The organism is Mucilaginibacter sp. 14171R-50 (assembly GCF_010093045.1).
GTDB lineage: Bacteria > Bacteroidota > Bacteroidia > Sphingobacteriales > Sphingobacteriaceae > Mucilaginibacter.
Window position 1 is genome coordinate 589,791 of record NZ_CP048115.1, and the last position, 24,171, is coordinate 613,961.

22 protein-coding genes are annotated in these 24,171 nt (G+C 43.8%); 2 read left to right on the forward strand and 20 right to left on the reverse strand.

Annotation, left to right across the window (positions count from 1 at the left end; translation table 11 throughout):
- Positions 1–72 precede the first annotated feature (72 nt).
- The 15 genes from GWR56_RS02780 to GWR56_RS02850 form a co-directional block, all read right to left on the reverse strand.
- Positions 73–771: an SCO family protein gene (locus tag GWR56_RS02780; protein ID WP_162429647.1), complete on the reverse strand. Its 699-nt coding sequence runs from the start codon at positions 769–771 to the stop codon at positions 73–75.
- Positions 771–1,112, reverse strand: coding sequence for a cytochrome C oxidase subunit IV family protein (locus tag GWR56_RS02785; RefSeq protein WP_162429648.1), 342 nt, complete (start codon positions 1,110–1,112; stop codon positions 771–773). The genes GWR56_RS02780 and GWR56_RS02785 overlap by 1 nt, the downstream gene beginning before the upstream one ends.
- A 20-nt stretch (positions 1,113–1,132) precedes the next feature.
- Complete coding sequence (locus GWR56_RS02790) at positions 1,133–1,843, reverse strand: cytochrome c oxidase subunit 3 (RefSeq protein ID WP_162429649.1); 711 nt, start codon at positions 1,841–1,843, stop codon at positions 1,133–1,135.
- Positions 1,844–1,849: 6 nt separating this feature from the next.
- Positions 1,850–2,422 (reverse strand): cytochrome c oxidase subunit 3, encoded by a 573-nt coding sequence (locus GWR56_RS02795; protein ID WP_238395292.1) that lies wholly within the window; start codon positions 2,420–2,422, stop codon positions 1,850–1,852.
- Between the two features lie 8 nt (positions 2,423–2,430).
- Positions 2,431–3,315 carry a heme o synthase gene (gene cyoE / locus GWR56_RS02800; protein WP_162429650.1) on the reverse strand — a complete coding sequence of 295 codons (885 nt, stop codon included), beginning with the start codon at positions 3,313–3,315 and terminating at the stop codon, positions 2,431–2,433.
- Positions 3,312–4,373, reverse strand: a complete 1,062-nt coding sequence (locus GWR56_RS02805; RefSeq protein ID WP_162429651.1) for a heme A synthase — start codon at positions 4,371–4,373, stop codon at positions 3,312–3,314. Before GWR56_RS02805 ends, cyoE begins: the two co-directional genes overlap by 4 nt.
- A 153-nt stretch (positions 4,374–4,526) precedes the next feature.
- On the reverse strand, positions 4,527–6,419 hold the full coding sequence (locus GWR56_RS02810) for a cbb3-type cytochrome c oxidase subunit I (RefSeq protein WP_162429652.1): 1,893 nt from the start codon (positions 6,417–6,419) through the stop codon (positions 4,527–4,529).
- 19 nt (positions 6,420–6,438) lie between these two features.
- The gene (locus tag GWR56_RS02815) at positions 6,439–7,638 is read right to left on the reverse strand and encodes a cytochrome c oxidase subunit II (RefSeq protein ID WP_162429653.1); all 1,200 of its coding nucleotides are present in this window, start codon (positions 7,636–7,638) and stop codon (positions 6,439–6,441) included.
- Between the two features lie 48 nt (positions 7,639–7,686).
- Complete coding sequence (locus GWR56_RS02820) at positions 7,687–8,955, reverse strand: quinol:cytochrome C oxidoreductase (RefSeq protein WP_162429654.1); 1,269 nt, start codon at positions 8,953–8,955, stop codon at positions 7,687–7,689.
- 12 nt (positions 8,956–8,967) lie between these two features.
- Positions 8,968–9,552 (reverse strand): cytochrome c, encoded by a 585-nt coding sequence (locus GWR56_RS02825; RefSeq protein ID WP_162429655.1) that lies wholly within the window; start codon positions 9,550–9,552, stop codon positions 8,968–8,970.
- Entirely contained in the window at positions 9,536–10,072 is a 537-nt protein-coding gene (locus tag GWR56_RS02830) for a DUF3341 domain-containing protein (RefSeq protein ID WP_162429656.1), read from the reverse strand. The genes GWR56_RS02825 and GWR56_RS02830 overlap by 17 nt, the downstream gene beginning before the upstream one ends.
- Before the next feature lie 2 nt (positions 10,073–10,074).
- The gene (nrfD, locus tag GWR56_RS02835; RefSeq protein ID WP_162429657.1) at positions 10,075–11,547 is read right to left on the reverse strand and encodes an NrfD/PsrC family molybdoenzyme membrane anchor subunit; all 1,473 of its coding nucleotides are present in this window, start codon (positions 11,545–11,547) and stop codon (positions 10,075–10,077) included.
- A gap of 22 nt (positions 11,548–11,569) precedes the next feature.
- Positions 11,570–14,635 carry a TAT-variant-translocated molybdopterin oxidoreductase gene (locus GWR56_RS02840; protein WP_162429658.1) on the reverse strand — a complete coding sequence of 1,022 codons (3,066 nt, stop codon included), beginning with the start codon at positions 14,633–14,635 and terminating at the stop codon, positions 11,570–11,572.
- Between the two features lie 38 nt (positions 14,636–14,673).
- Positions 14,674–15,945: a cytochrome c3 family protein gene (locus GWR56_RS02845; protein WP_162429659.1), complete on the reverse strand. Its 1,272-nt coding sequence runs from the start codon at positions 15,943–15,945 to the stop codon at positions 14,674–14,676.
- A gap of 446 nt (positions 15,946–16,391) precedes the next feature.
- Complete coding sequence (locus GWR56_RS02850) at positions 16,392–17,372, reverse strand: deoxyhypusine synthase family protein (protein WP_162429660.1); 981 nt, start codon at positions 17,370–17,372, stop codon at positions 16,392–16,394.
- Between the two features lie 113 nt (positions 17,373–17,485).
- On the opposite strand from GWR56_RS02850, the gene GWR56_RS02855 reads away from it, so the two are divergent.
- Positions 17,486–18,622: a polymerase gene (locus tag GWR56_RS02855; RefSeq protein ID WP_162429661.1), complete on the forward strand. Its 1,137-nt coding sequence runs from the start codon at positions 17,486–17,488 to the stop codon at positions 18,620–18,622.
- Between the two features lie 5 nt (positions 18,623–18,627).
- Here GWR56_RS02855 and GWR56_RS02860 read toward each other — a convergent pair whose 3' ends face one another.
- Positions 18,628–19,116 carry a hypothetical protein gene (locus GWR56_RS02860; protein WP_162429662.1) on the reverse strand — a complete coding sequence of 163 codons (489 nt, stop codon included), beginning with the start codon at positions 19,114–19,116 and terminating at the stop codon, positions 18,628–18,630.
- 3 nt (positions 19,117–19,119) lie between these two features.
- Positions 19,120–19,905, reverse strand: coding sequence for an O-methyltransferase (locus GWR56_RS02865; RefSeq protein ID WP_162429663.1), 786 nt, complete (start codon positions 19,903–19,905; stop codon positions 19,120–19,122).
- Positions 19,906–19,950: 45 nt separating this feature from the next.
- Between GWR56_RS02865 and GWR56_RS02870 the strand changes: the two genes are divergently transcribed.
- A complete protein-coding gene (locus GWR56_RS02870) occupies positions 19,951–20,820 on the forward strand; it encodes a transglutaminase-like domain-containing protein (RefSeq protein WP_162429664.1) in 870 nt (289 codons plus the stop codon).
- Positions 20,821–20,925: 105 nt separating this feature from the next.
- Here the strand turns inward: GWR56_RS02870 and GWR56_RS02875 are convergent, their stop codons facing one another.
- From GWR56_RS02875 to GWR56_RS02885, 3 genes are all read right to left on the reverse strand, one after another.
- Complete coding sequence (locus tag GWR56_RS02875; RefSeq protein ID WP_202925368.1) at positions 20,926–21,840, reverse strand: alpha/beta hydrolase; 915 nt, start codon at positions 21,838–21,840, stop codon at positions 20,926–20,928.
- Positions 21,841–22,086: 246 nt separating this feature from the next.
- Complete coding sequence (locus GWR56_RS02880) at positions 22,087–22,605, reverse strand: hypothetical protein (RefSeq protein WP_162429665.1); 519 nt, start codon at positions 22,603–22,605, stop codon at positions 22,087–22,089.
- Positions 22,583–24,151 carry a hypothetical protein gene (locus tag GWR56_RS02885; RefSeq protein ID WP_162429145.1) on the reverse strand — a complete coding sequence of 523 codons (1,569 nt, stop codon included), beginning with the start codon at positions 24,149–24,151 and terminating at the stop codon, positions 22,583–22,585. Before GWR56_RS02885 ends, GWR56_RS02880 begins: the two co-directional genes overlap by 23 nt.
- Positions 24,152–24,171: the final 20 nt, after the last annotated feature.

A 24,171-nucleotide genomic window follows, 5' to 3' on the forward strand; every position in this document is an offset into this window, starting at 1 on the left:
AAAACCTAAAAGAAAAAGGGCTTGCAATTATTTATGTCCTGTTACTTTATCCTGGTATCCTTATTCTTTTATCTAATAAAGCGGTTTATCAACTTTACGTAATTCTTCCGCTATCAGTACCTTTATCTCGTCGTTAAGTTTGGTGATATCGGCTGCAGATGTACCATCGTAATACCCTCTTATACGTTTTTCGGCATCTATGAGTATGAGCTTGTCGCTGTAAATAAAGTCGTGCTCGTTTTTTTGCACGGCATTAACCAAAAAGCCATTACGTGCCAGGCTATAGGTGGTAGCAGTATCGCCCGATAAAAAAAGCCATTTATTAGTCGTTTCGTATCTCGAGCTATACTTCTTTAGTGCAGGTGGCGTATCGCGTTCAGGGTCTACCGTTATCGATGTAAAATAAACCATGCGGTTTTTACGGTACGCATATACCAGTTCGCTGATGTTCTTATTTACCGCGCTGCAAATATCCGGGCAATTGGTATAAAAAAAACTGGCAACAAATATTTTTTTGTCGAAGTTTTTAAAAGACACCGGTTTGCCATTTTGGTCTGTCAGGTTAAAATCGCTCAGTTTGTGGTAAATGGTATCAGGGATATACTTACCGTGAAACTTGTGCCCTGTTTTGGCTACCATTTTTGGCCCGTAAAAAGGCAGCGGCTTATACCTGTTTTTACCTTTAGCGGTTAGTAAATAATATAAAAATCCCGGTAAAGCTAATATCAATACCAGGATTATTATTTTTTTTAGGATGTATCCTTTACGCATTACATCCTAAGGTCTATCCAGTAATGGCTTTCGTTTGTAAGCACTAATATTAAGCCTATGATAAACAATATAGGCACTATGATAGATAGGGCTAACCCGATCCTTTCGAACTTTAAGTGCATAAAGTACGCAACAATGTAAAACGCTTTAGCCAGCGTTAACACTATGTATATAGGGTTGGCTGTATGCAAAGGTATAATTCCCTTGGGCACCAATACCAATGCAATAATAAATTCAACAACCGTTATGGCAAGTAAAATGCCAAATACTTTCCATATTTTTTTCCGGGTCATTCCTTCACCGTGCTCGTCGTGGTGAACTTCTGTTGTTTCTGATGACATATGTATATCAGGTTAAAATTTTAAACTAAGTAAAAGAAAGTAAATACAAATACCCAAACAAGGTCTACAAAGTGCCAGTAAAGGCCAACTTTTTCTATCATTAAATAGCTGCCGCGTTTTTGGTAAGTACCTAACAATACGTTCACTGTTATAATGATATTAATGATAACGCCGCTAAATACGTGGAACCCGTGGAAACCTGTTATGGTGAAAAACAAATTCGCGAATTGCTGCGTGTAGGTGGTTGACAGTGGCGCCCCTTCGTGAAAGTATTCTTTCAGATCGTGCGGGATACTGCCCCACCAAAAGCCTTCGTGGTGTAAGTGCGACCACTCCAACGCCTGGCAACCTAAAAACATAAACCCGCCAATTATAGTGAGTATCATCCAGGTTACTACTTCCTTCTTTGCCATCCGGTGCCCTGCTTCTACTGCCAGCACCATGGTTACCGAACTCATGATCAGGATAAACGTCATTAAGCCCACAAATACAAGCGGTGCACCATGATCTATCATGCCGGGAACCGACTGGAAGATAAGATCGGCAGCGGGCCAGCTATTAGAGCTAAAACGCAATGAGCCATAGGCTATTAGTAACGATGAAAAGGTAAACGCATCCGACAGGAGGAAAAACCACATCATCATTTTACCATACTCAACATTAAATGGCGATTTGCCTCCGGACCACGGCGTGGTTTTTACTTCATCAATAGGTGATAATTGTGCACTCATGTGTTTTTATTGTTGGTTCAAAAGTAAAAAAACATACAGATAAATCCATATTATATCGACAAAATGCCAAAAAATAGCAGACATCTGCATACTGTGTAAATTTTTAACCTGCGCTATGCTGCGGTAACTACGCCAAAGCGTATTTGCCAATAACAACAGGCCGGCTAAAATGTGTATTAAATGCATCCATATAAATACATATATGAACGATTGTGATGCGTTTGGGTTAGAAAAGTAAACCCCCATACCGGGCAAAAGTATAAGCCACGCGTATACCTGGATGGCAAAAAATACAAGCCCTAAAAGTATGGTTAATGAAAGGTACAACCGTTGTTTGCCATACTGTAAAGCACGGGTGGCTTTTGAGGATAAAAACATGGTTATACTGCTCAGTACAATTACTACTGTACTGTATGTAAAAATACCGGGCAATTTAATGTTCATGCCATGCGCAGAACTGCCGCCCGCATAAACGATAAACCCGCTGGTTAACGCCGCAAAAAACATAAACGAAGTGAATATGAATATCCACATGTTAAACCTTTTAGGCGCCAGATCATATCTATCTTCTTGCTGCATCTGAGTAATCATTTTCCTACAAAATCAAATAAAAATAGCAACTGCACAACCGGCAGATAATAAAACGAGCCAAACATTAATTTACGCGCGCTGCTAATTTCAAGCGTTCGCAATAAACTAAATGCCTGGTATACAAATATTAAACTCATTATTAATGATACTATCGCAAGAACGATACCAGCATTATGGTTTAAATATGGAAGCAGGCTTACGGGCAATAATACCAATGTTATTACAAAGGTAATAACTGCGCTTGTCCTGTCGCGCTTACCCGAAGGTAATAGGCGGAAGCCTGCCAACTTATAATCATCATCAAGCACCCACGCTATAGCCCAAAAATGCGGGAATTGCCAAACAAACTGTATAGCAAACAATATAAGCGCTATTTCATCTATCCGCCCGTGGGGCTGCCCTGCAACATAGCCTATTAATGCCGGCAATGCCCCCGGTATTGCCCCAACAAATACCGCCACCGGCGATTTGCGTTTAAGCGGCGTATATGCAAAGGCGTATAATATTATTGAAAAGACCGATAACAAGCCTGTTAACACATTTAACGAGCCTAACAGATAAGTACCGGCCACGCCCATGCCTAAACCTAACACCAATCCTTGCCCGGTAGTCATGCGGCCGGCGGGCATAGGGCGGTCCATCGTGCGCTTCATCAACCTGTCAAGGTCAACCTCTATAACTTCGTTAAAACAATTTGCCGCAGCGGTAACTAAAAACCCACCTACAACAAGCTTTAGCCAGTTTATCCACATGGTTGTGCTATATAGCGAGCCCCAGGTGTTGCCCCCATTTGCCTTCACCGCAATGATAAATGATATCGAGGCCGAAAAAACCACAAGCAATGTCAAGCGTAACTTAACCAGCTTTATAAAATCCTTCATTTGCCTGCCCCCTGCACGTTAACCGAACTAAATAAATTTAACAGTAAATAAAACTGGGCGCCAAATAGTAAACTTGCCAATACAATGTGTGATGCCTGCGCAAATGGCGGTAATGCCCAGTACGATAAAAATATACCGGTAACTATCTGCAGCATTATCATTAAAAAAGCAAAACTCATTAACTGCTGCTGTATCGAGTGCCTGTTAAAGCCTTTACGTATCAGCACGTATAAAACCAGGTTTGCCAGCAATACTATTATAGCTACATCCCGGTGTTGGGCAAATATGTCGCCGGCGCGTGTAACCCAGCTTTCGCGATAGCTGCCTTCCAAATGGCCGGCAACCGCGTCGATCCTCTCGCGCACTTCGGTACCAAAAGTTATCTGCAAAATGCTGATAGCTAAAACCACAACAGTAACTATCGCTACAAACGGCTTGCGCTGAACTTTATACCTCCCCTGCACCTTTGCCATATGATAAGTGGCAATACTGATAGCCAATATGGCAAGCGCTATAAGCATGTGAACGGTAACTATCCACGCAACCAGGTTGGTTGATACTACTATAGAGCCTAACCATCCCTGAAAACCTACCAGCAAAACATTAAATATGCTAAGCGCTACAATCAGCTTACTGGTTTTGCGATATCTGAACGAAAATATTGCGCACAGCAGCAGTAACACGCCCGAAACGGCGCCTATCAGCCTGTTTACATACTCTGTCCAGGTACGGGCGCTGTTAAATTCTTCAGGAACCAGGATCGATCTGTCGTTACGTATACGCATAGCCAATTGGCTGTAACCAAAAACGTCAAGCATTTTTGCAAACTTTTGGTTTTTGGCCAGGCGCTTATCCGCATATACTTTTTTATAATTTGCGGGCAATTCGGTTATGTTGGTTGGCGGCACATAACGCCCGAAACATTTTGGCCAATCGGGGCACCCCATGCCAGATCCGGTACTGCGCACAACCCCGCCAGCCAGTATCAGTACAAAAAGTACAATGATGGTTATAAGGTTGACTTTTAGAAATGTATTACCGGATGCCTTAATGCTCATTTAAATATTTCTAAAAAATTAGGGCACCTGTTTAAGCGTTAAGCCTTAAGTACTTAGTTTTAAGTCAACAGCGTTAACTATTGACCTAAAAAATCAGACTTAAAAACTTAGTACTTTAACAACTACCCTAAAAGATCAGATCAGTATAAAATATTATTTTACCTCTTCGTTACTCTTTTGAGTATTTGCCCATTTCATATGTTCTTCCAACCCTGTAGGGTTATCCTCAAAGTCATGCGGAAGGTTTGAGCTCATGGTTTGCGAAAGCGGAACTATTTGTGGTATAAAGTCGTCTTCGGCACCGGGCTTGCTATAATCATAAGGCCAACGGTAAACAGTTGGTATTTCGCCCGGCCAGTTGCCATGTAAATGCTCCACAGGTGTTGTCCACTCCAGGGTGTTGGCATGCCAAGGATTTTGTTCGGCCTTTTTGCCCCAGAAAATAGAGTGTATAAAGTTGAACAGGAAAGCAAGCTGCGCCACACCCGACATAATTGCCGCCCATGTAACAAATGTATTTACAGATAACCACTGTTTCATTGATTCAAACTCGGTGAACGCGTAGTAACGGCGTGGTACACCATCTAAGCCCATAAAGTGCATAGGGAAAAATACCAGGTAAGCGCCGATAAACGTTAACCAGAAGTGCAGGTAACCAAGGCGCTCGTTCATCATACGGCCAAACATTTTTGGGAACCAGTGATAAACGCCCGCAAGCATACCAAATATAGCGGCCGACCCCATTACTAGGTGGAAGTGGGCAACCACAAAATAAGTATCGTGCAGGTTAATATCTAATGCAGCGTTACCCAGGAATATACCTGTTAAACCACCTGAGATAAAGAACGACACCATGCCTATAGCAAATAGCATTGCCGAGGTAAAACGGATATTACCGCGCCACAATGTAGCAAGCCAGTTAAAGGTTTTTACTGCCGATGGAACCGCGATGATTAGCGTAGTGATCATGAACACACCACCCAGGAACGGATTCATACCGGTTACAAACATATGGTGGCCCCATACGATGAACGATAGTACGGTGATACCGATAAGCGAGTAAACCATTGCGTGGTAACCAAAAATTGGTTTACGTGAGTTTACCGACATAACTTCGGACGAGATACCCATTGCAGGCATAATTACGATATACACCTCGGGGTGGCCCAGGAACCAGAATAAGTGCTGGAACAGGATAGGGCTACCACCTTCGTAAGGCTGTATCTGCGTACCGTTCAATACAATATCTGAAAGATAAAAACTGGTACCAAAGCTGCGGTCAAATATCAATAATACTACGCCTGCAACCAATACAGGGAACGATAACACCCCTAATATAGCGGTAAGGAACAATGCCCAAACGGTTAAAGGCATTTTCCACAAATCCATGCCTTTGGTACGCATATTTAGCACCGTACTGATGTAGTTGATACCACCCATAAGCGACGATGCAACAAAGAATACGATACTGATAAGCCAAAGCGTCATCCCCATTCCCGAGCCGGGCATGGCCTTAGGCAAGGCCGATAACGGAGGGTATATGGTCCACCCGCCACTTGCAGGGCCTTTTTGTATCATGAACGATGAAAGCATTACAACACTGGCTATCAGGAAAAACCAGTATGAAAGCATATTCATAAAGGGCGATGCCATATCGCGGGCACCCACCTGCAATGGTATTAAAAGGTTGGCAAAAGTACCGCTTAAGCCTGCTGTTAATACAAAAAACACCATGATGGTACCGTGTATGGTAACCAATGCCAGGTAAAAGTTAGAATCTAAACGGCCGCCCGGTGCAAAACGTCCTAATAATGTTTCCATCAAAGGAAATGATTTATCCGGATAGGCTAACTGGATCCTGAACAGGATAGATAGCATCATGGCGATGAACGCCATTGTGATACCTGTTATAAGGAACTGCTTGGCTATCATCTTGTGATCCTGACTAAATACGTATGTATTCAGGAACGTTGCTTTATGATGATGTTGTCCGTGATCGTCTTCGTGATGAACTACGCCGTGATCTTGAACTGATAATGTTGACATACTCGCTAATCTTTTTGTATTAATTGTTTAACGCTAACCTGTTGGGTTGTACTTCTTTCTTTTCTGCAGCAAAATTTAATGCTTGTTTTACCTTATCGGTAAGATATGGTTTTTGCTGAGCCAACCATCCCTGGTATTCGGCCTCTGATACCACACGCACAATCTTTTTCATGTTGTAGTGCGAGCCGCCGCAAATTTTGTTACACAAAATTTCGTATTCAAAATCCGGCTTATTCAATTTTACACGCATTTCTGCTGTAGTAATAGTAGGCTTAAATTTAAAATAGGTGGGTAATCCCGGCACCGCGTTCAACTGTACGCGGAAATGCGGCATATAAACGCTATGGATAACATCCTGTGCGTGTATGTTCAACCTGATTGATTTACGTACCGGTATCACCATGGTATCGGCCTGCAAATCGTCGTAGCTATATTTATCTTTAAAGTTTATCCCAAGTTTATTGATACCGCTTACCAGTTTATAATTGGTTGAACCTAAACGCGCATCCTTACCCGGATACCGCAGCTCCCAGGCAAACTGGTGGCCGGTAATATCGATATTGATTGAAGCGGGTTCGCCTTTGGCATCAACGTTATCGGTGATTTTTTGCCAGGTAAAGAACCCGAAGATCACCAGGATGGTTAGCACAATAGCCGGTGCAATAGTCCAAACTTTTTCGATGGTATTATTATGCGGATAAAAATGGCCGCGACGTTTGGCATTATAACGATACCTGAACAGGAAGGTGAACAGCAATACCTGCGTAATCACAAACACGATCATGGTTAAAACCGTTGTGGTCCAAAACATTTCGTCTATCTTAACGCCATGCTCTGAAGCCGCAGCAGGCAATATCATGCTGCCGTGAACGGTAAATTCCCAGTATGCGCCGTATGCGCCGGCAATAAGGAATATCAGACAGCAAACTCCCATTACATTGTTCCAGTTGATTGGCTGTTTGCCTTGTATTTGCTGGGTAAGATCATACACCCGCAGTATTTTGCCAACAATCCCGATAATGAAACAAGCTACCAGGAAGATCAGGATGTAGTAACCGGCAGTTGCTAAACCGTTATCCTTAACTGCATCGGCAGCAGGCGATGCGGCAGCCCCGGCTGATTCTGTACCCTGGGCAAAAAGCATGCTTGTGCCCAGAAGCATAAACACAGCTAAAAGCGAAAGTATTTTTTTAGAATTTATTAAATTTTTGAATCCCATTTTATTGGTTATTTGAATTGCTGTATCCGGTTGCAAATTTAACAATTATTATATGTGATGATGCAGGCTCTCTTCCAGGAATGGATGTTTTTTAGGTATCAGCGATGTGAATTTGCTTAACTGTGTAAACACCAGATAAGTAAACATACCGGCATATCCTAAAAATAGCCCTATTTCTTCTACACCAAAACCTGCGCCTTTAGGGCCTACGGTGCCCGGCATTACCATCAGGTAATAATCCAGCCAGTGGCCGCAAATCAACACAACACAAGTCCATTTCATCCGAGTTTCTAAACGCTTTGCATCGCGCGACATTAACATCAGCAGTGGCGCCAGGAAGTTTAACACAATATTTACCCAAAACCACCACTTAAACTCAGGCTCCCACCTGATATAGAAGTAAGCCGATTCTTCGGGAATGTTTGCATACCAGGTAAGGAAAAATTGACCAAACCATACATATGTCCAGAATATCGAGAAACCGAAAATGATCTTACCCAAATCGTGCAGGTGATTTTCTGACAACCAATTCATGTAGCCTTTTTTGCGTACATATATAATGATCAGGGCTATCATAGCTACACCCATTACGTGTGCAGCGGCAAGGTTATACCAGCCAAACATGGTCGAGAACCAATGCGCTTCTAACGACATGATTACGCCAAAGGCTAATAAAGGGAAGGTAAAGCCAAACACTACCAGGAATATAACGGATAACTTAAAGTTCTTTTTGTAATTCACCATATTGCCGGTGGTATCCTCGTCGGCAGAGTTTTTTGCTATCGACCAGCCTAAAAAGCTGTAAGATCCTAACAATAAAACTACCAATGCATAAAACGATGGAATACTTAAGAACGCCGACTTACCTGCAATTACCGCGTCGAAGTTTTCGCTGCCTGCGGTAGTAAGGCCGTGTGCCGCCCAATGAGCATATAAATATGGCACCATTTCTTTTTTACCGTCCTCGCCAACAATTTCATGCGTATGGAACAAACCCGCGGTTACTACTATAAGCAAAATAAGGCTCGCAAAAGGCAACACCCTGCCCAACGCCTGCGGTACCCTTAATAATGCTGCCGACCAGCCAGACTGCGACACGTACTGGTAAGCGCTAAAGAACACACCGCCAATGCAAACGCAAACAAAGTAGTACGACATTAGCAACAGGTTACTATATGTACGCTGGATATGCTCGCCGCCGCCAAATATAAAGCCAAAAGCTAAAGCCAAAACACCAATTACAATTGCAACCAGGCTAAATGTTTTTAATTTGCCGGTGAATTCAAATCTTTCTTCAAAACTATTATGAGTTTTCATTAAAAATAATTCTTATAAATTTTGTAAATGGTGTACATACATAACTATTTTCCAACGCTCGTCGGGCGATACCTGCGAAGCGTAAGACCCCATGGCGTTAACGCCATAAGTTATAGTATGATAAATTTTCCCGTCTGTAAGGTCTTTCATTGCGCCACCACGAGAGGATTGCCCTTTTGAATATGACGGCGGCGGCGGATAGCCGTGTTGTACTATTATGCCATCACCTTGCCCGGTTACACCATGGCATGGCGAGCAAAAGGTTGTAAATAACGCCTTGCCTTCTGCTAAATTAGCAGGGGTTTGGGCTATAAGGCTGGTTACCTCGGCGCCTGCCTTTTCGTATCCTTCTTTAGTGTTCGGATAATCAAAACGCTTAAAGCCGATAGGTATAGTACCTGCGGGCGGCACCTGAGCGGTTTTACCATCCTTAAAGTTTGGATTGGCCTGGTCAGGATCATAAGCGGTATGCTCGTACATATTGGGAGCGTATTCCCAACCGGTACTGCGCTTATCCTTACACGATGTAATAACTATCGATGCAGCGATAACGAAAACCGTTGTGCCCAATATTCTTAATTTATTCATAGCTAACATATTTCCTTTCGTTATGCTTTACTTCTACTGCTCCTGCTTGTTTTAATAAATTGGTTATATCCTCGTGCGGAACGTTGCCTTTTGCATCAACCGCTATAACAAAGCGGTCGTCGGTTGCGCGCAGGTCCATTACACGCGGGGCGCGGCCCGGAAACAGATGCGTTGCGGCAAAAAAGGTTAACGTCATACCAAAGGCAGTCCATAATATGGTCCACTCAAAGGTAAAAGGTACAAAGTTCGGTATGGCAAAGCTCGGCTTACCACCTACGTTCATTGGCCAGTCGTGCACCAGCATATAATAAATCATGCTGAATATTACCGTACCGCCAAGGCAGCCAAAGCAAAATGCTGCGTACCCTAATCTCGATTCTTTAACGCCCATTTTGGCTTCGATACCGTGTATAGGCATTGGTGTATAAACATCGTAAATAGGGATGCTATTCTTCTGCAGATTATCGATACCCTGCATCATATCGTCAGGATCATCAAAAAGGCCCAATATAAATTTAGTGTTGCTCATTTTTATACTTTTTCGTAATCAGCCATGTTTACGCTATCATACTTTGTTAACGACTCTTTGTAGTACTGAACTTCAGTCGGATCAAGGTGCCCTTCGTCGATCAGCTTCTTCTTAGCCTGCTCGCTCGACGATTTCAGCAGTAATTTAACCTCGGCAATAGCTACCGATGGTAATACCCTGATGAATAACAGGAACATGGTGAAGAATATACCGATAGAGCCGATAAACACGCTAACATCTACCCAGGTTGGATAAAACATTGCCCAGCTTGATGGCAGGTAATCGCGGTGTAATGAGGTTACGATGATCACAAAACGCTCGAACCACATACCTATGTTCACGATGATAGAGAAACCCCAGGAAAGCGCTATGTTGGTACGTACTTTCTTGAACCACATTACCTGGGTCATGATAACGTTACAGCCGTACATCATACAGCCGGCCCACCAATATGGCCCTATAAACCTGTTCAGGAAAGTGTACTGTTCATATTCGCTGCCGGAGTACCATGCAATAAAGAACTCGGTAAGGTAAGCCACGCCTACAATTGAACCGGTTAACAAGATGATCTTGTTCATCGATTCGATGTGGAACATGGTGATATAGTTTTCTAAGCCTAATACTTTACGGGTTACCAATAATAGTGTTTGCACCATGGCGAAACCCGAGAAGATAGCACCCGCAACGAAGTAAGGCGGGAAAATGGTGGTGTGCCATCCGGGCTCAAGCGAGGTAGCAAAGTCAAAGGATACGATGGTGTGTACCGAAAGTACCAGTGGCGTTGCTATACCTGCCAGTATAAGCGATACAGTTTCGAAACGCTGCCATGTTTTTAAGGAGCCTGTCCATCCGAAAGACATGATCGAATAGATGCGGCGGCGTAAGCCTGTTGCACGATCGCGGATAGCGGCAATATCGGGTAATAAACCTGTGTACCAAAACAATAACGATACAGAGAAGTATGTTGATATCGCAAATACGTCCATCATCAGCGCCGAGTTCCAGTTTACCCATAACGAACCGTATTGGTTTGGCAGTGGTAATGTAAAATATGCTAACCACGGGCGGCCCATGTGCGCTACAATGTAGGTAGCGGCGCAAATTACCGCGAAGATGGTCATCGCTTCGGCCGAGCGGTTAATAGAGTTACGCCAGTTTTGACGGAACAGCAATAGTACTGCCGAAATAAGCGTTCCGGCGTGACCGATACCTACCCACCACACGAAACCGGTAATATCCCAGGCCCAGCCTATTGTTTTATTTAATCCCCAAGCACCTAAGCCAAACCAAAAAGTGTAGCTGATAGATACTACCCATAACAACGAGCCTAACGAGGCTAATGTAAAGCCTATCCACCAGGCCTTATTGGGTTTATTTTCAACAGGCAACAATATATCGTTAGTAATTTGGGCGTAGGTAATATCCTTGCCCGTCATTAACGGTTCCCTGATTATCGATTCGTTGTGAGATGCCATATGTTATATATCTCTTGTATAATTAAGCCTGTAATTCAGATGATGTATTTCTAACTTTTACCTGGTAACCAATACCTGGTTTAGTGTTAAGCTCTTCAAGCACGTAGTATGTACGCTCGCTTTGTAAAGCTTTATAAACTTCAGAGTTTTTATCGTTACGGTTACCAAATACAATAGCGTTTGCCGAACAGGTTTGCTGGCAGGCTACTTTAATTTCGCCATCCCTTAGCGGGCGCTTCTCTATTTTAGCCTGTAACTTACCTGCCTGTATACGTTGTACGCACATCGAGCATTTTTCCATCACCCCACGGAAACGGGTAGTAACATCAGGGTTAAGTACTAATTGCGTATGCTCGTTGTTCAGGTAATTATCAAAGCGGCTGTCGTTCCAGTAGTTAAACCAGTTAAAGCGGCGCACTTTATATGGGCAGTTGTTTGCGCAGTAACGTGTACCAACGCAGCGGTTATATGCCATTTGGTTCAAACCTTCGCTTGAGTGTACGGTAGCCAATACAGGGCACACCGTTTCGCAAGGTGCGTGGTCGCAATGCTGACATAGCATCGGCTGATGGATAACGGTAACATTGGTCAGGTCATCAAGCTTGGCTATTTCACGCTCGCGGGTTACCGCGTTTCCGTTGCCATCATCGTTATAGCTGTAGTAACGGTCAATGCGTATCCAGTGCATTTCGCGGCGGCGGCCAACTTCGTCTTTACCAACAACGGGTATATTGTTTTCAGCGTTACATGCTACAATACAAGCGCCGCAACCGGTACAAGCGTTAAGGTCTATAGCCATAACCCAGTCATAAACGGGGCGCGCGTGGATATGATCTTCGTTGGTGTTTTCCCACAAGTCATATTTTTCGTGCTCGCCTTCGCTTCCGCTATTTATTGCAGGGTTTTTCTTATACTCGGTAAAGGTGGCTTCGCGTATAATGTTGCGGCCCTCAATTGAGTGGTGTGTTTGTGTTTGCGAAAGCGGGAAAAGGTCGCCCGTTCCGTTAAGGCTTGCCACAGCGGTAGTTTGGAACGTACCGTTGCGGAAGGTATGAAAAGGATATGCGTTTTTACCAACGTTATTACCAACCAAACCGGCTGCAGTGCGGCCGTAACCAACAGCTACCGATACCGTACCAGCGGCTTGCCCAGGTTGTGATAATACAGGTAATGATACTTTATAACCGTTAGCTTCTATCTCTACTAATTCAAATTCCTCCAGACTTAACCTTTTGATATCTGCCGGAGACATGGCAGCGTAATTGTCCCAGGTAACTTTCGATACCGGATCAGGCATTTCCTGTAACCACGGGTTGTTAGCTTTTTTACCATCTCGCATACCAACTGATTGGTAAATCTGCAGTTCAAACTTATTATCGCCTGCAACCAGTTTGGCGCTCTGGCTTAATATAGTTTGCGCAACCGCGTTAAGGTCAAGGTTAAAGGTATAGCTACCGGCAGCAACGGCTGGTGCCAGTACAAATCCCTTTTGCAGCAGGGTTTCCCATCCGGCCTGGCCAGATAAACCGCCTTTGGCCAACAGGTTGTTATTCCAGTTATTTCTAACGTAGGTGTAATAATCTTTAACCGCGTTATCGCTCCATATCAACAGGCTTTGTTCGGCCTGGCGCGTATTGTTAACCGGGTTAATGGTTGGCTGCATAACAGTGTAGTAACCCTCAACCGAGCTATCATCGCCCCACGACTCTAAATAGTGGTGGTTTGGTGCAACTACGTTACAAAGCGCTGTAGTTTCATCGGCATGATCAGATAACGACACTTTAAGGCGAACATTCTTTAATGCCTCTTTAACCGCATCGGCCGAGTGATAATCGTAAGCAGGGTTAGCATCAAGGAATATCGCTGCACCTACCGATCCGTTTTTGGCCTGGGTTACAAAGTCGACAATATCACCATCGTTGCCGGCGTACTGGCGAGACGGGTTGTCAAGGTCGATAGTAGTACCGTAGCTGCCCAGTAGGGAGTTAATAGCATTTACCAATACTTGCGTGGCAACATCGTTCGATCCGCAAACCACCAGGGCACGGCCTTTGGCTGCCTTAAGTTCGGTTGCTACTAACTGGATGGCTTTATCTGCATTGGCAGTGGTTAATTTTTTTGAACCTGGCAGCGTTGTACCTGATAATGCATTGTACAGGTTAACCAGGGCCGGGCCCTCTTCAGATGGCTTTATAGCTATACGCACATCGGCGTTGGTGCCGGTCATGCTCATGCCGCTCTCAAACTGAATGTGGCGGGACATCTTTTTAGCCTCAAGCGATTTATTGTTACGGTTTGATACATACTGGCGGCTAAATTCTTCGCCAGATATCCAGGTACCCAAAAAATCAGCGCCAAAGCTTACAATAACGTCCGCATTTTGAAAATTGTAATGCGGCAATACTGCTTTACCAAAGCTGTTCTGGTTAGCTTTTATAATACCGGTGTATGATACCGCATCGTAGCTAACATGCTTGGCAGTAGGATATTTTAAAATAAAATCGGCGATAACCGCTTGCGTTGACGGACTATGTATCGTTGATGTAACAATGCTTATTGTTTTACCGCTTGCTGCTATCGCTGCAAGTTCGTTTTTTACAAAAGCATCAACACTTGCCCAACTGCTGTCGCTGCCATTTTGCTGAGGGTCTTTTATGCGGCTGGTATCGTACAGCTCAAGTACCGATGCCTGCGCCTGCGCGCTTAATCCGCCTTTTCCTAACAGGTCGTTAGGGTTACCTTCAACTTTAATAGGGCGGCCTTCGCGGGTTTTAACCAGTATAGCGCTGCCATCATAGGTTGATGAGTAATAGTTGGCCACACCCGGGGTTACCTCTTCGGGCTTTATTAAGTATGGGATTGATTTGTGTACAGGTACTTTTTGGCAAGCCGCTAAAGTAACAGCACCTACACCAAAGCCAAGCGCCTTTAAAAAGTCGCGGCGAGGAGTTTTCGACGATAAACCACCTCCGCTTAAAACCTCTTCAATAGGAATAGGCTCTGCAAATTCGTGTTTATTTTTCTCAACAAATTCTGGGCTTTTGTTTAGTTCTTCTAAACCTTTCCAGTATTTTTTATTGCTATCCATTTAAGTTATATAAACTGTAATGTTGTGTTCCAAATTTATTAATAGTGGCACTTGCCGCACTCAATACCGCCTAAAACAGCCGCGGTAACCTTTTCACCCTTTTTGATCTTATCGTGGGTAGCAAGTATGCTATCGTAGTAAGCGTTGCCTTTTCCGTTAACCTCGGTGCGTTTGTGGCACTGTATACACCATTTCATGGTAAGCGGCGAGTATTGGTATACTTCCTTCATTTCCTGGATCTGGCCGTGGCAGGTTTGGCATTTTATATTACCAACCTTTACGTGCTGCGAGTGGTTAAAGTAAGCCAGATCGGGCAGGTTGTGTACACGCACCCACTGTATAGGCCTTGCTTTTGTGCTATCGTACTTAGCGGTGTTGGGGTCGTAACCCAAAGCATCGTATATTTTATGGATCTCGGGCGACTCTGTTTTAACCGATTTGTGGCAGTTCATACAAACGTTCAGCGACGGTATCGAAGCGTTCTTTGATTTGAACGCGCCGGTGTGGCAGTACTGGCATTCCAGTTTCATTACACCTGCGTGCAGCTCATGCGAATATTTGATAGGCTGTACCGGCTGATATCCCTGGTGAACGTTGGTGTTCCACATGGTTACCCAGCTAAAGCTGCCCATGGCAATAGTACCGCAAACTACTATAAAGAAAACAAGCTTTTTGTTTTTCAGCAGTTTTTTAACGGTTGCCAAACGGTTGGCTTTTGCTTCTTCGGTTGTAGTTTCTTCCTCTTCAAGCAGTAAGCCCTGCCTGTTCAGCAACAAACGCTCAAGCGTTGCAATAACCTTGTTTAATACCAGGATAACGATGAACGCTATAGCGATAACACCCAAAAGCCCCCATACCACAAGGCTGCTTGGGCCGGTTGCTTCAGTAGCGGTGCCGCCTGCAGGTGCTTTTGTTTTATCATCCTGCATTTTTTTCCACTCTGTACGCACGTATGTAATTACGTTGCCTACATCAGCATCGCTAAGCTCTTCAAACGAGGTCATGGTAACCTGGTTAAATTCGTTGAAGATCTTAACCGCTTTTGGGTTTTTGGCAGCAATCAGCGCCTGGCTGTTCTGTATCCATTTGGTTAGATATGCATCATCTGTTTCAGATGTTAACTGCGGGCCTAAGGCCGGGCCTGTCATACGCGTATCTATCTTATGGCACGCAGTACATTTGGCCTTAAATATAGCTTCACCTTTTGCTGCATCTGCCTGCGCCCGGGCCGTAGCCCCGTAAACAACCAAACCGGCAACCAGTAAAACCGACCTTGAAAACTGTTTAAAAATCAATGAGATATTTCTCATAAAAGGTATTTATGCTAAATAATTTTTATATTAAAGTGTTAAACGGACGTAGAGTTGTATGTTTTTGCCACTTTTTCAGGCACAAAAGTATAACTTATTACAGTATCGCTGACAATATAATGACACCAATATCTAATTTATAATCGTTCTAAATTATTGATAAAAGCCGTTTAAATAACGCCGAAGGCCTTTTTTGTAAAATATTGATACTTAAGCGGAAAGCTGCTACTTGTATTACTTATAAATATTAATTATTGTTTTAGCTATAACCGTTAAAATCCCACAAACCACCATCAGCGGGTATTGCATGGTTGGCTGGCTGCATGTTTAAATTAACCGGAAGCTATTCGGTTATTGCTCGGTTAGTTTTAACATGGCTTAAAACTAACCGGTTTACACTTAATAAAAGAGCCCTGCTGTTTTTGCAGGGCTCTTCATATTTCGCCTTATTGTTTCAATATCCAGGCAAATATAAGCGGCACAACTATGGTAGCATCGCTCTCGACAATAAATTTGGGTGTATGAATATCCAGCTTACCCCAGGTAATTTTCTCGTTCGGTACCGCGCCCGAGTACGAGCCGTATGACGTGGTCGAATCGCTCACCTGGCAAAAGTAACTCCAGAAAGGGATATCCTGCATTTCCATATCCTGGTAAAGCATAGGTACCACACAAATCGGGAAATCGCCTGCTATACCACCACCTATCTGGAAAAAGCCCACGCCTTTACCGCCTGAGTTTTTTGGGTACCAATCGGCCAGCCAGGCCATATATTCGATACCGCTTTTCATGGTGGTTGCCTTTATTTCACCTTTTATTACGTACGATGCAAAGATATTCCCCATGGTAGAGTCTTCCCAGCCCGGTACCACAATTGGCAGGTTACGCTCGGCGGCCGCCAGCATCCATGAATTTTTCGGGTCTATTTCATAATACTGCTCCAGCTCGCCGCTTAGCAGTATCTTATACATAAACTCATGCGGGAAATAACGTTCGCCCGCGGTATCAGCATCCTTCCATATTTTATAAATATGCTTTTGCAAACGGCGGAAGGCTTCTTCTTCGGGGATGCACGTATCGGTTACACGGTTATAATGATTCTCTAACAGGTCCCACTCGTCCTGCGGACTAAGATCGCGGTAATGTGGCACGCGCTTGTAATGCGAGTGTGCCACCAGGTTCATAATGTCTTCCTCGAGGTTGGCACCTGTACATGATATTATATCAATTTTACCCTGGCGTATCATTTCGGCAAGCGAAATACCTAATTCCGCGGTGCTCATGGCTCCGGCAATGGTTACCATCATTTTGCCGCCTTCGGTTAAATGCGTTTCGTAACCTTTGGCTGCGTCCATTAATGCCGCTGCATTAAAATGCAGGTAATTTTTCTCGATGAATTGAGATATAGGGCCTCTTGATGTGCTCATATTAATTGCTCTTTATTATTTTGCAAAACTAAGTATTTTGGGCACAACAGAATTTTAAATTACAAATTCGGTAAAACAAGCGCTTTAAATATACCTTTATGGCATATCGCTTTATGAAGAAACTTGTCACCATTGTATTACTCTCCGTACTTATTCAGCCTGCTTTTGCACAGGTAAAGCTGTTGCCAAAATTTATCCGCAAAATGTATTTTGAAAAAGATACCACTAAAAAAGCCAGCTTTGTGGTGCTGCCCGTGATCAGTTCGGCGCCCGAAACTGGTTTGGAGGCAGGCGGTTCGGCATTGTACTCGTTTTACACCGATACACTGGGCAACGATACCCGCGTATCGAACATTTTTGCCTACGCTACCCTGACCACCAAGGGCCAAAGCCGCCTCAATTTAAGCAGCAGCTATTGGGCGCCACATAATAATTACCACTTTACGGGCCAGGTGGGGTATATTAACTTCCCGTTCGATTTTTATGGGATCGGCAATAACACCCGCAAGGCAGATGCCGACCGCCTGGGCCAAAAACGCATAAGAGTTAACCTAACTGCAGAGAAAAAGATAAGCAGCAACATTTATATGGGCGTGGTTGGCGGTGGGTATGATTACCGCTTTAACGACAAGGAAAGCACAGGCGTTTTTGCCACCGACCCTACCATAGAGGGTAAGCACGGCGGCTCTATCCTGTATGTTGGCCCTACCTTTATCTTCGATAGCCGAAACAATAATACTTATACTACAAAGGGCACAACGTTTACCAGTTATTTTAATATTATGAACGGCATTGGTGGCAACAGCGGCTATAAAGGCGGGTTTTTAAATGTAGAATTCACCCAGTTTGTTGCCTTAAGCAGAAAGTTTGTTTTAGGGTTTGATATCCAAAGCCAGAACATGACGGGCAGCCAGTCGCCGTTTTACCTGCTACCCGCCCTGGGCAGCGACGAAATGATGCGCGGTTACTACAACGGCCGTTTCCGCGACCGCAACCTGATAGTCGGCCAAACCGAACTGCGATACCGCATGAGCGAACGTTTTGGCATAGTAGGCTTTTTAGGTACGGGCGAGGTATTTAACAAGGAATTTAGCACCAGCCAGCTAAAGCCAAACTATGGCGGCGGCCTGCGTTATTTCTTCGACGTGCAAAAAGGCCTCAGCATCCGCGTAGATTACGGCGTTGGCGAAAAACGCCCCGGCGAAAGCAGGCAAAGTGGTGTTTATGTGGGGTTGGGCGAAGCGTTTTGATGTGGTTATCTAGCGACAATTGAAATACGCTGATCTTTTATAAATCCAGGCAAAAAGTCTTTCTCAAGATCATTCAGCAATTCTTTTGCTCCGATAGCATTAATTCCATACCCACCTTTGTATTCTCTGGCTTTACCCGTAAAGCTCTCAACACTCACTAATTTGATATATGTTTTTTCTTCAGAAATTACGTCGCAAACGAAGCTATAGGATATAGCTGTACTATCTTTTTGTAATGCAAGCTGTATATCTCTGTAATTAGCAACTTGAGTATTACTACTATCTCTTATCGACGCTTTAAATTTAATATTAGGCTTTTGTTTAGAATAATTACTAAAAGCAACTTCAAGCCTTTCTATACTACAGGCACACTCATATTCTCTAATTGGCGGGAAAGTGCAGCTAATGCATGCTATCATGTATAAAACCCGGCAAACTACTGCTACTACCACTATACTTCCTACAATAGCTATACCAATCACAATTTTCCTCATCCACTATACTTTTATCTTAAAATTCTCCTTCGCTCGCCCCGGTTTAAAAAACACCAGGCCTATCCAAAACAGGTCGACGGTGGCGGTTACCTGCGGGTTGGCTTTTATCTGCGCCCAGGCTTGTTTCATGCCGTCGCTCCAATAAATGTCGTCAAATATCAGCATGGTACCTTCGTGTACCTTGGGCAGGCACCATTCAAAATATCGCAGGGTGGCATCGCGCTGGTGGTTGCCATCGATGTATACAAAGTCAAGTTTGTCCAACCCGGCGATAACACCGGGCATGGTATCGTCAAAGTTCCCGGTTATCACGTTAATGTCCTTTGCTCCCGCCCTTTCAAATACATCTTTGGCAACACCTGCAGTTTGCGGGCAGCCCTCTAAAGTATAAACTTTTGCATCGGGCGCGGCGGCTTGCAGGTATAAAGTGGTAATGCCTAAGCAAGTACCCAGTTCAACAATACTGGCCGGTTTGGTGGATGCAGCAAGCCGGTAAAGCAACTTTGCCAGCTTTGGCGGTTTAAGCGCGTTAAGGGTGATATCGCTTATCTTTTTCTGTTTATTATTATTTACATGCGAGCCAGCGCCCAGGTCGGTAACGGTAATTTGGCGGTCGTCTACCAGCAGGTGGTCGCGCTGCTGTTCAATGCTGTCGTAAGCAGGGTAATGTTTCTTATCGTAAATAACCTCATCTACCAAACGGTATACAAATGGCGAGTGCAAACCATGACGGTTTTTTGACTTAAGCTGGTGCAACAGAAAATCCCTTGCAAACGTTAAATTGAACATAGCTGTAAAAATATTAAAACGTTTAGTATTTTAGCATGAAGCGATATGATTAATCCTACAGAAGTAAATTCATTAATTCGTTTACTGGATGACCCGGATACCGAAATATACGGGCACGTGCACGAAAAGCTGCTGTCGTACGGTACCGAGGCCATTACTTACCTTGAAAGCGCTTTTGAACAGGCCTTTGACCCTACACAGCAGGAGCGAATTGCTAACCTTGTGCACGAGATACAATTCGGCACGGTTAAGAACGACCTGAAGCTTTGGTACCAGAGCGGGGCCTTTGATCTACTGCAGGGCATCCTGATCATTAACCGCTACCAATACCCCGATCTTGACGAGCAAAAGGTTATTAACCAGATAGAATCTATTAAGCGCGACATCTGGATACAGATGATGAACGAGGCCAGCCCGGTTGAGCAGGTAAAGCTGATGAACCATGTTTTTTACAGCATCCATGGTTTTAGCGGCAATACCACCAACCACCGCGACCCTCAAAACAGCTATATAAGCCAGGTGCTGGAAACAAAAAAGGGCAACCAGATATCGCTGGCCATTATTTATTCCATCATCGCTCAAAAACTGGATATCCCGGTTTACGGGGTAAACCTGCCGCAGCATTTTATACTGGCCTATCTTGACGAAAGCCGCGAAAGCGAGTTTGAAGGCGGTATTTTGTTCTACATCAACGCGTTTAACAAAGGATTTATATTCGGCCGCCGGGATGTGGATATGTTTCTGAAACAGCTTAACCTGCAGTTCGATAAACAGTTTTATGAGCCCTGCTCAAATGCCGACATCATTAAACGCGTACTGCGTAACCTCATCAGCGCCTACGAGCACCTGGGATCATCAGAGAAAGTGGATGAACTGAACGAACTGCTAAATCTATTTATAATACCGGAAGCGTAAATCCGAGGTTCACAGGCACAATCATTCAATCTTTAAAGATTGAATGACAATTATTTACACCTGTTGACTTTGTTCCATTTTAAGTAAAACAACCTCAACAAACAACTATTTGTTCAACCATCCGTTATCGCCCATCCAGGTTTTGGCCCAATCGAACCAAAGGCCTTTGCTTTTGGGGTTAAACATGCCAAAGCCGTGCCCGCCTTCGGGGAAAATGTGTAACGCTGCTTTCACTTTATTTTTCAGCAAGGCGTTATACATCATCAGGCCATTCTCAACCGGCACCACATCATCGTCTTCGGCAAACACGATAAAGGTTGGCGGCGTGTTGGCGGTTACCTGCTTCTCGTTCGAATAAAGATCTGTCATCTGCTGAGGTGCGTCTTTCCCTATCAAATTCTCGCGCGATCCGGCATGCGTTTTTTCGCCAAAAGTGATCACCGGGTATATCAGCATCATAAAATCGGGCCTAACGCTAATATTGTCCGGGTTATCAATAACTACCTTATCAAAATGTGTACCCTCGGTAGATGCCAGGTGCCCTCCCGCCGAAAAACCCATAATACCTATCCGGTTGGGGTTTATGCCCCATTTGGCTGCGCCCTGCCTAACTATTTGTATAGCGCGCTGGGCATCCTGCAAAGGGCCTATCGTTTTATCAACCATAATACTGTCGCTCGGCAGGCGGTATTTTAACACAAACGCGGTAACGCCAATTTTATTAAAGGCCTGTGCCACCTGGAACCCCTCGTGCGCCGATGCCAGCCCTGCATACGACCCACCCGGGCATATCACAATCGCGGTACCGTTGGCTGTGCCCTTTTCGGGCAGGTAAGCCGTAAGCGTAGGAGTGCTTACATGGGTTATCCAGTAGGTATCATCAACAGTTTCTTTATAAGTAGCCGGGGTAGGTTTTGAATTTGGCACACCATTAGGGTAAAGCGGCATTGGCTTTTGCTGGCTAAACGCCGCGATAGTTGCAACAGTTAAAATTATGGTTGTTAAAACAGGCTTCATCATGGTTGGTAATAATTGTTTATGCCAAATTACAATTTATGCCAACAAAAAACGATGCCGTGGTGTGCGGCATCGTTTTTTACGTTAAAGTTATGGACTGTGCAATCCCTTCAACATCAATTCGTTTTTATCCCCCACCTTTTTTAGGTTTTGCCCGCCTGCACCGCTCTCGCGGCATCGCACGCCACATAACGTGACATTTACAGAAGGGCTACCTAAACCGCATGTGGTGCGTGTATCAGCATATTTTTAACGTTGAGAAGGAGGATATCCTATAAAAACTAAATTAGGTACAAATATCGTTTTAGGATCGTCACGCAATATCTTTTGCATATAGGATGTAATGGTAGAAACTACATCGTTGGGGGCATAAAACACTTTATCACCAGGCTTTTCTTTACAAATTTCCAAATTATCAATGCCTAAATAAAATATAATTGGATGCCCGTTTATTTTGGTTGCTTTTGGAAACTGATAACCGATTAAAAAATCAAAAGGTTTTTTCATTCCTTCCGTCGGCTTGTTTACGAACTCATATTTGATAATTCTATTATGGTTGTCTGTTTTTACTTTTACAATTGCGTACATCCATTCGCAGTTACTCTTCAATTCTTCGGGCAAACGGTAATTTTTTGATACAAATTTTGAAAAAAAATCTAAAGTTGATAGTGATTGAGCTTCACTTGCAATTGGTATTAAAAATAATATAGCACCAAATAGCTTTGCTTTTAAGTATTTATTCGCCTTACGGTGTGCATGGTTGTCCATATGTTCCATTTTTGTATAAAGCATTTGTAGATGAGATTATGTTTTTTTCTGTCGTATTAAGATTTGTATATAGAATTCCCGCTTCTCGTTCCAATCCACCCCAAGCCAGAGCTTTCGCATCTACGGGAGATAAATTAGGATACATTGCTTGCAATTGGGTAGCCATCGAATTTATATAATTTCTTGCCATATCCAAATGTTGGTTCACTATCGTTTGACTATAAGTGAGATAGGCATGAAAAGCTTCATGCATTATAGAAGCCGTTATATATTCTTTAGAAGAATTTCCCAAATTTGAGTTTAGTGTAATTGTTAAATCCATAGTATTTAGAACTAATTTTTTACTGCCATCAGGAAGGGTTACGTTTCCAAATCCCGCATGAGTCACATCTGTTTTCCCATCGTCAGTTGGACTAATAAAGTTCGAAGGGCCTGCATCAGCAAAATCAATATTAAAATCTGTATTTTGATTGAAAATTGACTTCATAGATTCATTAATATAAAAATTGATGTCTTTTTGGATCGTTGCGTCAACCATTGCTTTCAGACAAGGGTCTTTTACTTTATTAATAATATCATAATCATTTGGGGGGCACGGATCATCCTCATCAGTTGGCGGTGGAAAACCACCACCCGGTACATTGTTAATGGCAATATGCCCCGGCATTGCCAAAGGTGCAGGCGGCACCGTTGGTGGATCGGGCACCGATGGTGGTGGCGTTACAGGTGGTGGTGGCGGGGCGCATGGGTCGGGTGGCGGCGGCGGCGCGGGGCTGCCGCTGGTCCCCGGATTATTAGGTTCTTCGTAGCCACCTTCACAGGTAGTGTATAAATAAGTTGATGAAACGATTACGTCGTTTATCAGAATCTCATCGTACCAGTCTGTACATATTTCTGCCAATTGCACCCTGGTTTTACCAGTTGCTTGTGTCTGCGAGGCACGGGTAACCAGTTGCCCGTTCTTGTAGGCATACCCATTAACGTACTTACCTTTTGGGGTAAAGTAAAGCACTAAACCGCTAAAATCGGCATCGTGCTGCCGATAGGTATTGTTTGCTAATTTGCCGGGGTTACCTTTGATGTACGATGAATCGCCAACAATGGTCATGATGTAGGCTTTGTAGCCTTTGCCATCTTTTAACAGCAGGTACGAACTGCGGGTATAGCTTTTACTGTAAGCCCGGTTGTTGATCTTCCTTTTTAGTATGCTGTTAAACTTGCTGTCCGGGTCAACAGGCATTTCTATCACATCTTTGCCCAAACGGGCATATGTTGCTGTATGCTGCCAGTCGGGTTTTACCCGTTGGCTCAGGTCGAACCCTGTACCAGTGCTGCTTGTATGAACGGTTTGATTGCTGCCGCCGGTAACAGGAAAAGTGCTTTCATACCAGGTTTTGGCATCGGTAACAGCAGGATCAGTATTTAATGTGGATCCTTTACTGTTTGTTATCTCTTTACGGCAGCCGTAGATGATACCGCATAACGCGACAAGCGCAATAACACAGAACTTAAGGTAGTAGTTGTTTTTTGGATAAAGTCTTTTCATGTGATAGTTAAGGTTGTTTC

What these genes read in the sequence shown, in the direction of transcription:
- GWR56_RS02780 (WP_162429647.1), bottom strand. Translation starts at nt 771, where the DNA reads ATGCGTAAAGGATACATCCTAAAAAAAATAATAATCCTGGTATTGATA.
- GWR56_RS02785 (WP_162429648.1), bottom strand. Translation starts at nt 1,112, where the DNA reads ATGTCATCAGAAACAACAGAAGTTCACCACGACGAGCACGGTGAAGGA.
- GWR56_RS02790 (WP_162429649.1), bottom strand. Translation starts at nt 1,843, where the DNA reads ATGAGTGCACAATTATCACCTATTGATGAAGTAAAAACCACGCCGTGG.
- GWR56_RS02795 (WP_238395292.1), bottom strand. Translation starts at nt 2,422, where the DNA reads ATGCAGCAAGAAGATAGATATGATCTGGCGCCTAAAAGGTTTAACATG.
- cyoE (WP_162429650.1), bottom strand. Translation starts at nt 3,315, where the DNA reads ATGAAGGATTTTATAAAGCTGGTTAAGTTACGCTTGACATTGCTTGTG.
- GWR56_RS02805 (WP_162429651.1), bottom strand. Translation starts at nt 4,373, where the DNA reads ATGAGCATTAAGGCATCCGGTAATACATTTCTAAAAGTCAACCTTATA.
- GWR56_RS02810 (WP_162429652.1), bottom strand. Translation starts at nt 6,419, where the DNA reads ATGTCAACATTATCAGTTCAAGATCACGGCGTAGTTCATCACGAAGAC.
- GWR56_RS02815 (WP_162429653.1), bottom strand. Translation starts at nt 7,638, where the DNA reads ATGGGATTCAAAAATTTAATAAATTCTAAAAAAATACTTTCGCTTTTA.
- GWR56_RS02820 (WP_162429654.1), bottom strand. Translation starts at nt 8,955, where the DNA reads ATGAAAACTCATAATAGTTTTGAAGAAAGATTTGAATTCACCGGCAAA.
- GWR56_RS02825 (WP_162429655.1), bottom strand. Translation starts at nt 9,552, where the DNA reads ATGTTAGCTATGAATAAATTAAGAATATTGGGCACAACGGTTTTCGTT.
- GWR56_RS02830 (WP_162429656.1), bottom strand. Translation starts at nt 10,072, where the DNA reads ATGAGCAACACTAAATTTATATTGGGCCTTTTTGATGATCCTGACGAT.
- nrfD (WP_162429657.1), bottom strand. Translation starts at nt 11,547, where the DNA reads ATGGCATCTCACAACGAATCGATAATCAGGGAACCGTTAATGACGGGC.
- GWR56_RS02840 (WP_162429658.1), bottom strand. Translation starts at nt 14,635, where the DNA reads ATGGATAGCAATAAAAAATACTGGAAAGGTTTAGAAGAACTAAACAAA.
- GWR56_RS02845 (WP_162429659.1), bottom strand. Translation starts at nt 15,945, where the DNA reads ATGAGAAATATCTCATTGATTTTTAAACAGTTTTCAAGGTCGGTTTTA.
- GWR56_RS02850 (WP_162429660.1), bottom strand. Translation starts at nt 17,372, where the DNA reads ATGAGCACATCAAGAGGCCCTATATCTCAATTCATCGAGAAAAATTAC.
- GWR56_RS02855 (WP_162429661.1), top strand. Translation starts at nt 17,486, where the DNA reads ATGAAGAAACTTGTCACCATTGTATTACTCTCCGTACTTATTCAGCCT.
- GWR56_RS02860 (WP_162429662.1), bottom strand. Translation starts at nt 19,116, where the DNA reads ATGAGGAAAATTGTGATTGGTATAGCTATTGTAGGAAGTATAGTGGTA.
- GWR56_RS02865 (WP_162429663.1), bottom strand. Translation starts at nt 19,905, where the DNA reads ATGTTCAATTTAACGTTTGCAAGGGATTTTCTGTTGCACCAGCTTAAG.
- GWR56_RS02870 (WP_162429664.1), top strand. Translation starts at nt 19,951, where the DNA reads ATGATTAATCCTACAGAAGTAAATTCATTAATTCGTTTACTGGATGAC.
- GWR56_RS02875 (WP_202925368.1), bottom strand. Translation starts at nt 21,840, where the DNA reads ATGATGAAGCCTGTTTTAACAACCATAATTTTAACTGTTGCAACTATC.
- GWR56_RS02880 (WP_162429665.1), bottom strand. Translation starts at nt 22,605, where the DNA reads ATGGACAACCATGCACACCGTAAGGCGAATAAATACTTAAAAGCAAAG.
- GWR56_RS02885 (WP_162429145.1), bottom strand. Translation starts at nt 24,151, where the DNA reads ATGAAAAGACTTTATCCAAAAAACAACTACTACCTTAAGTTCTGTGTT.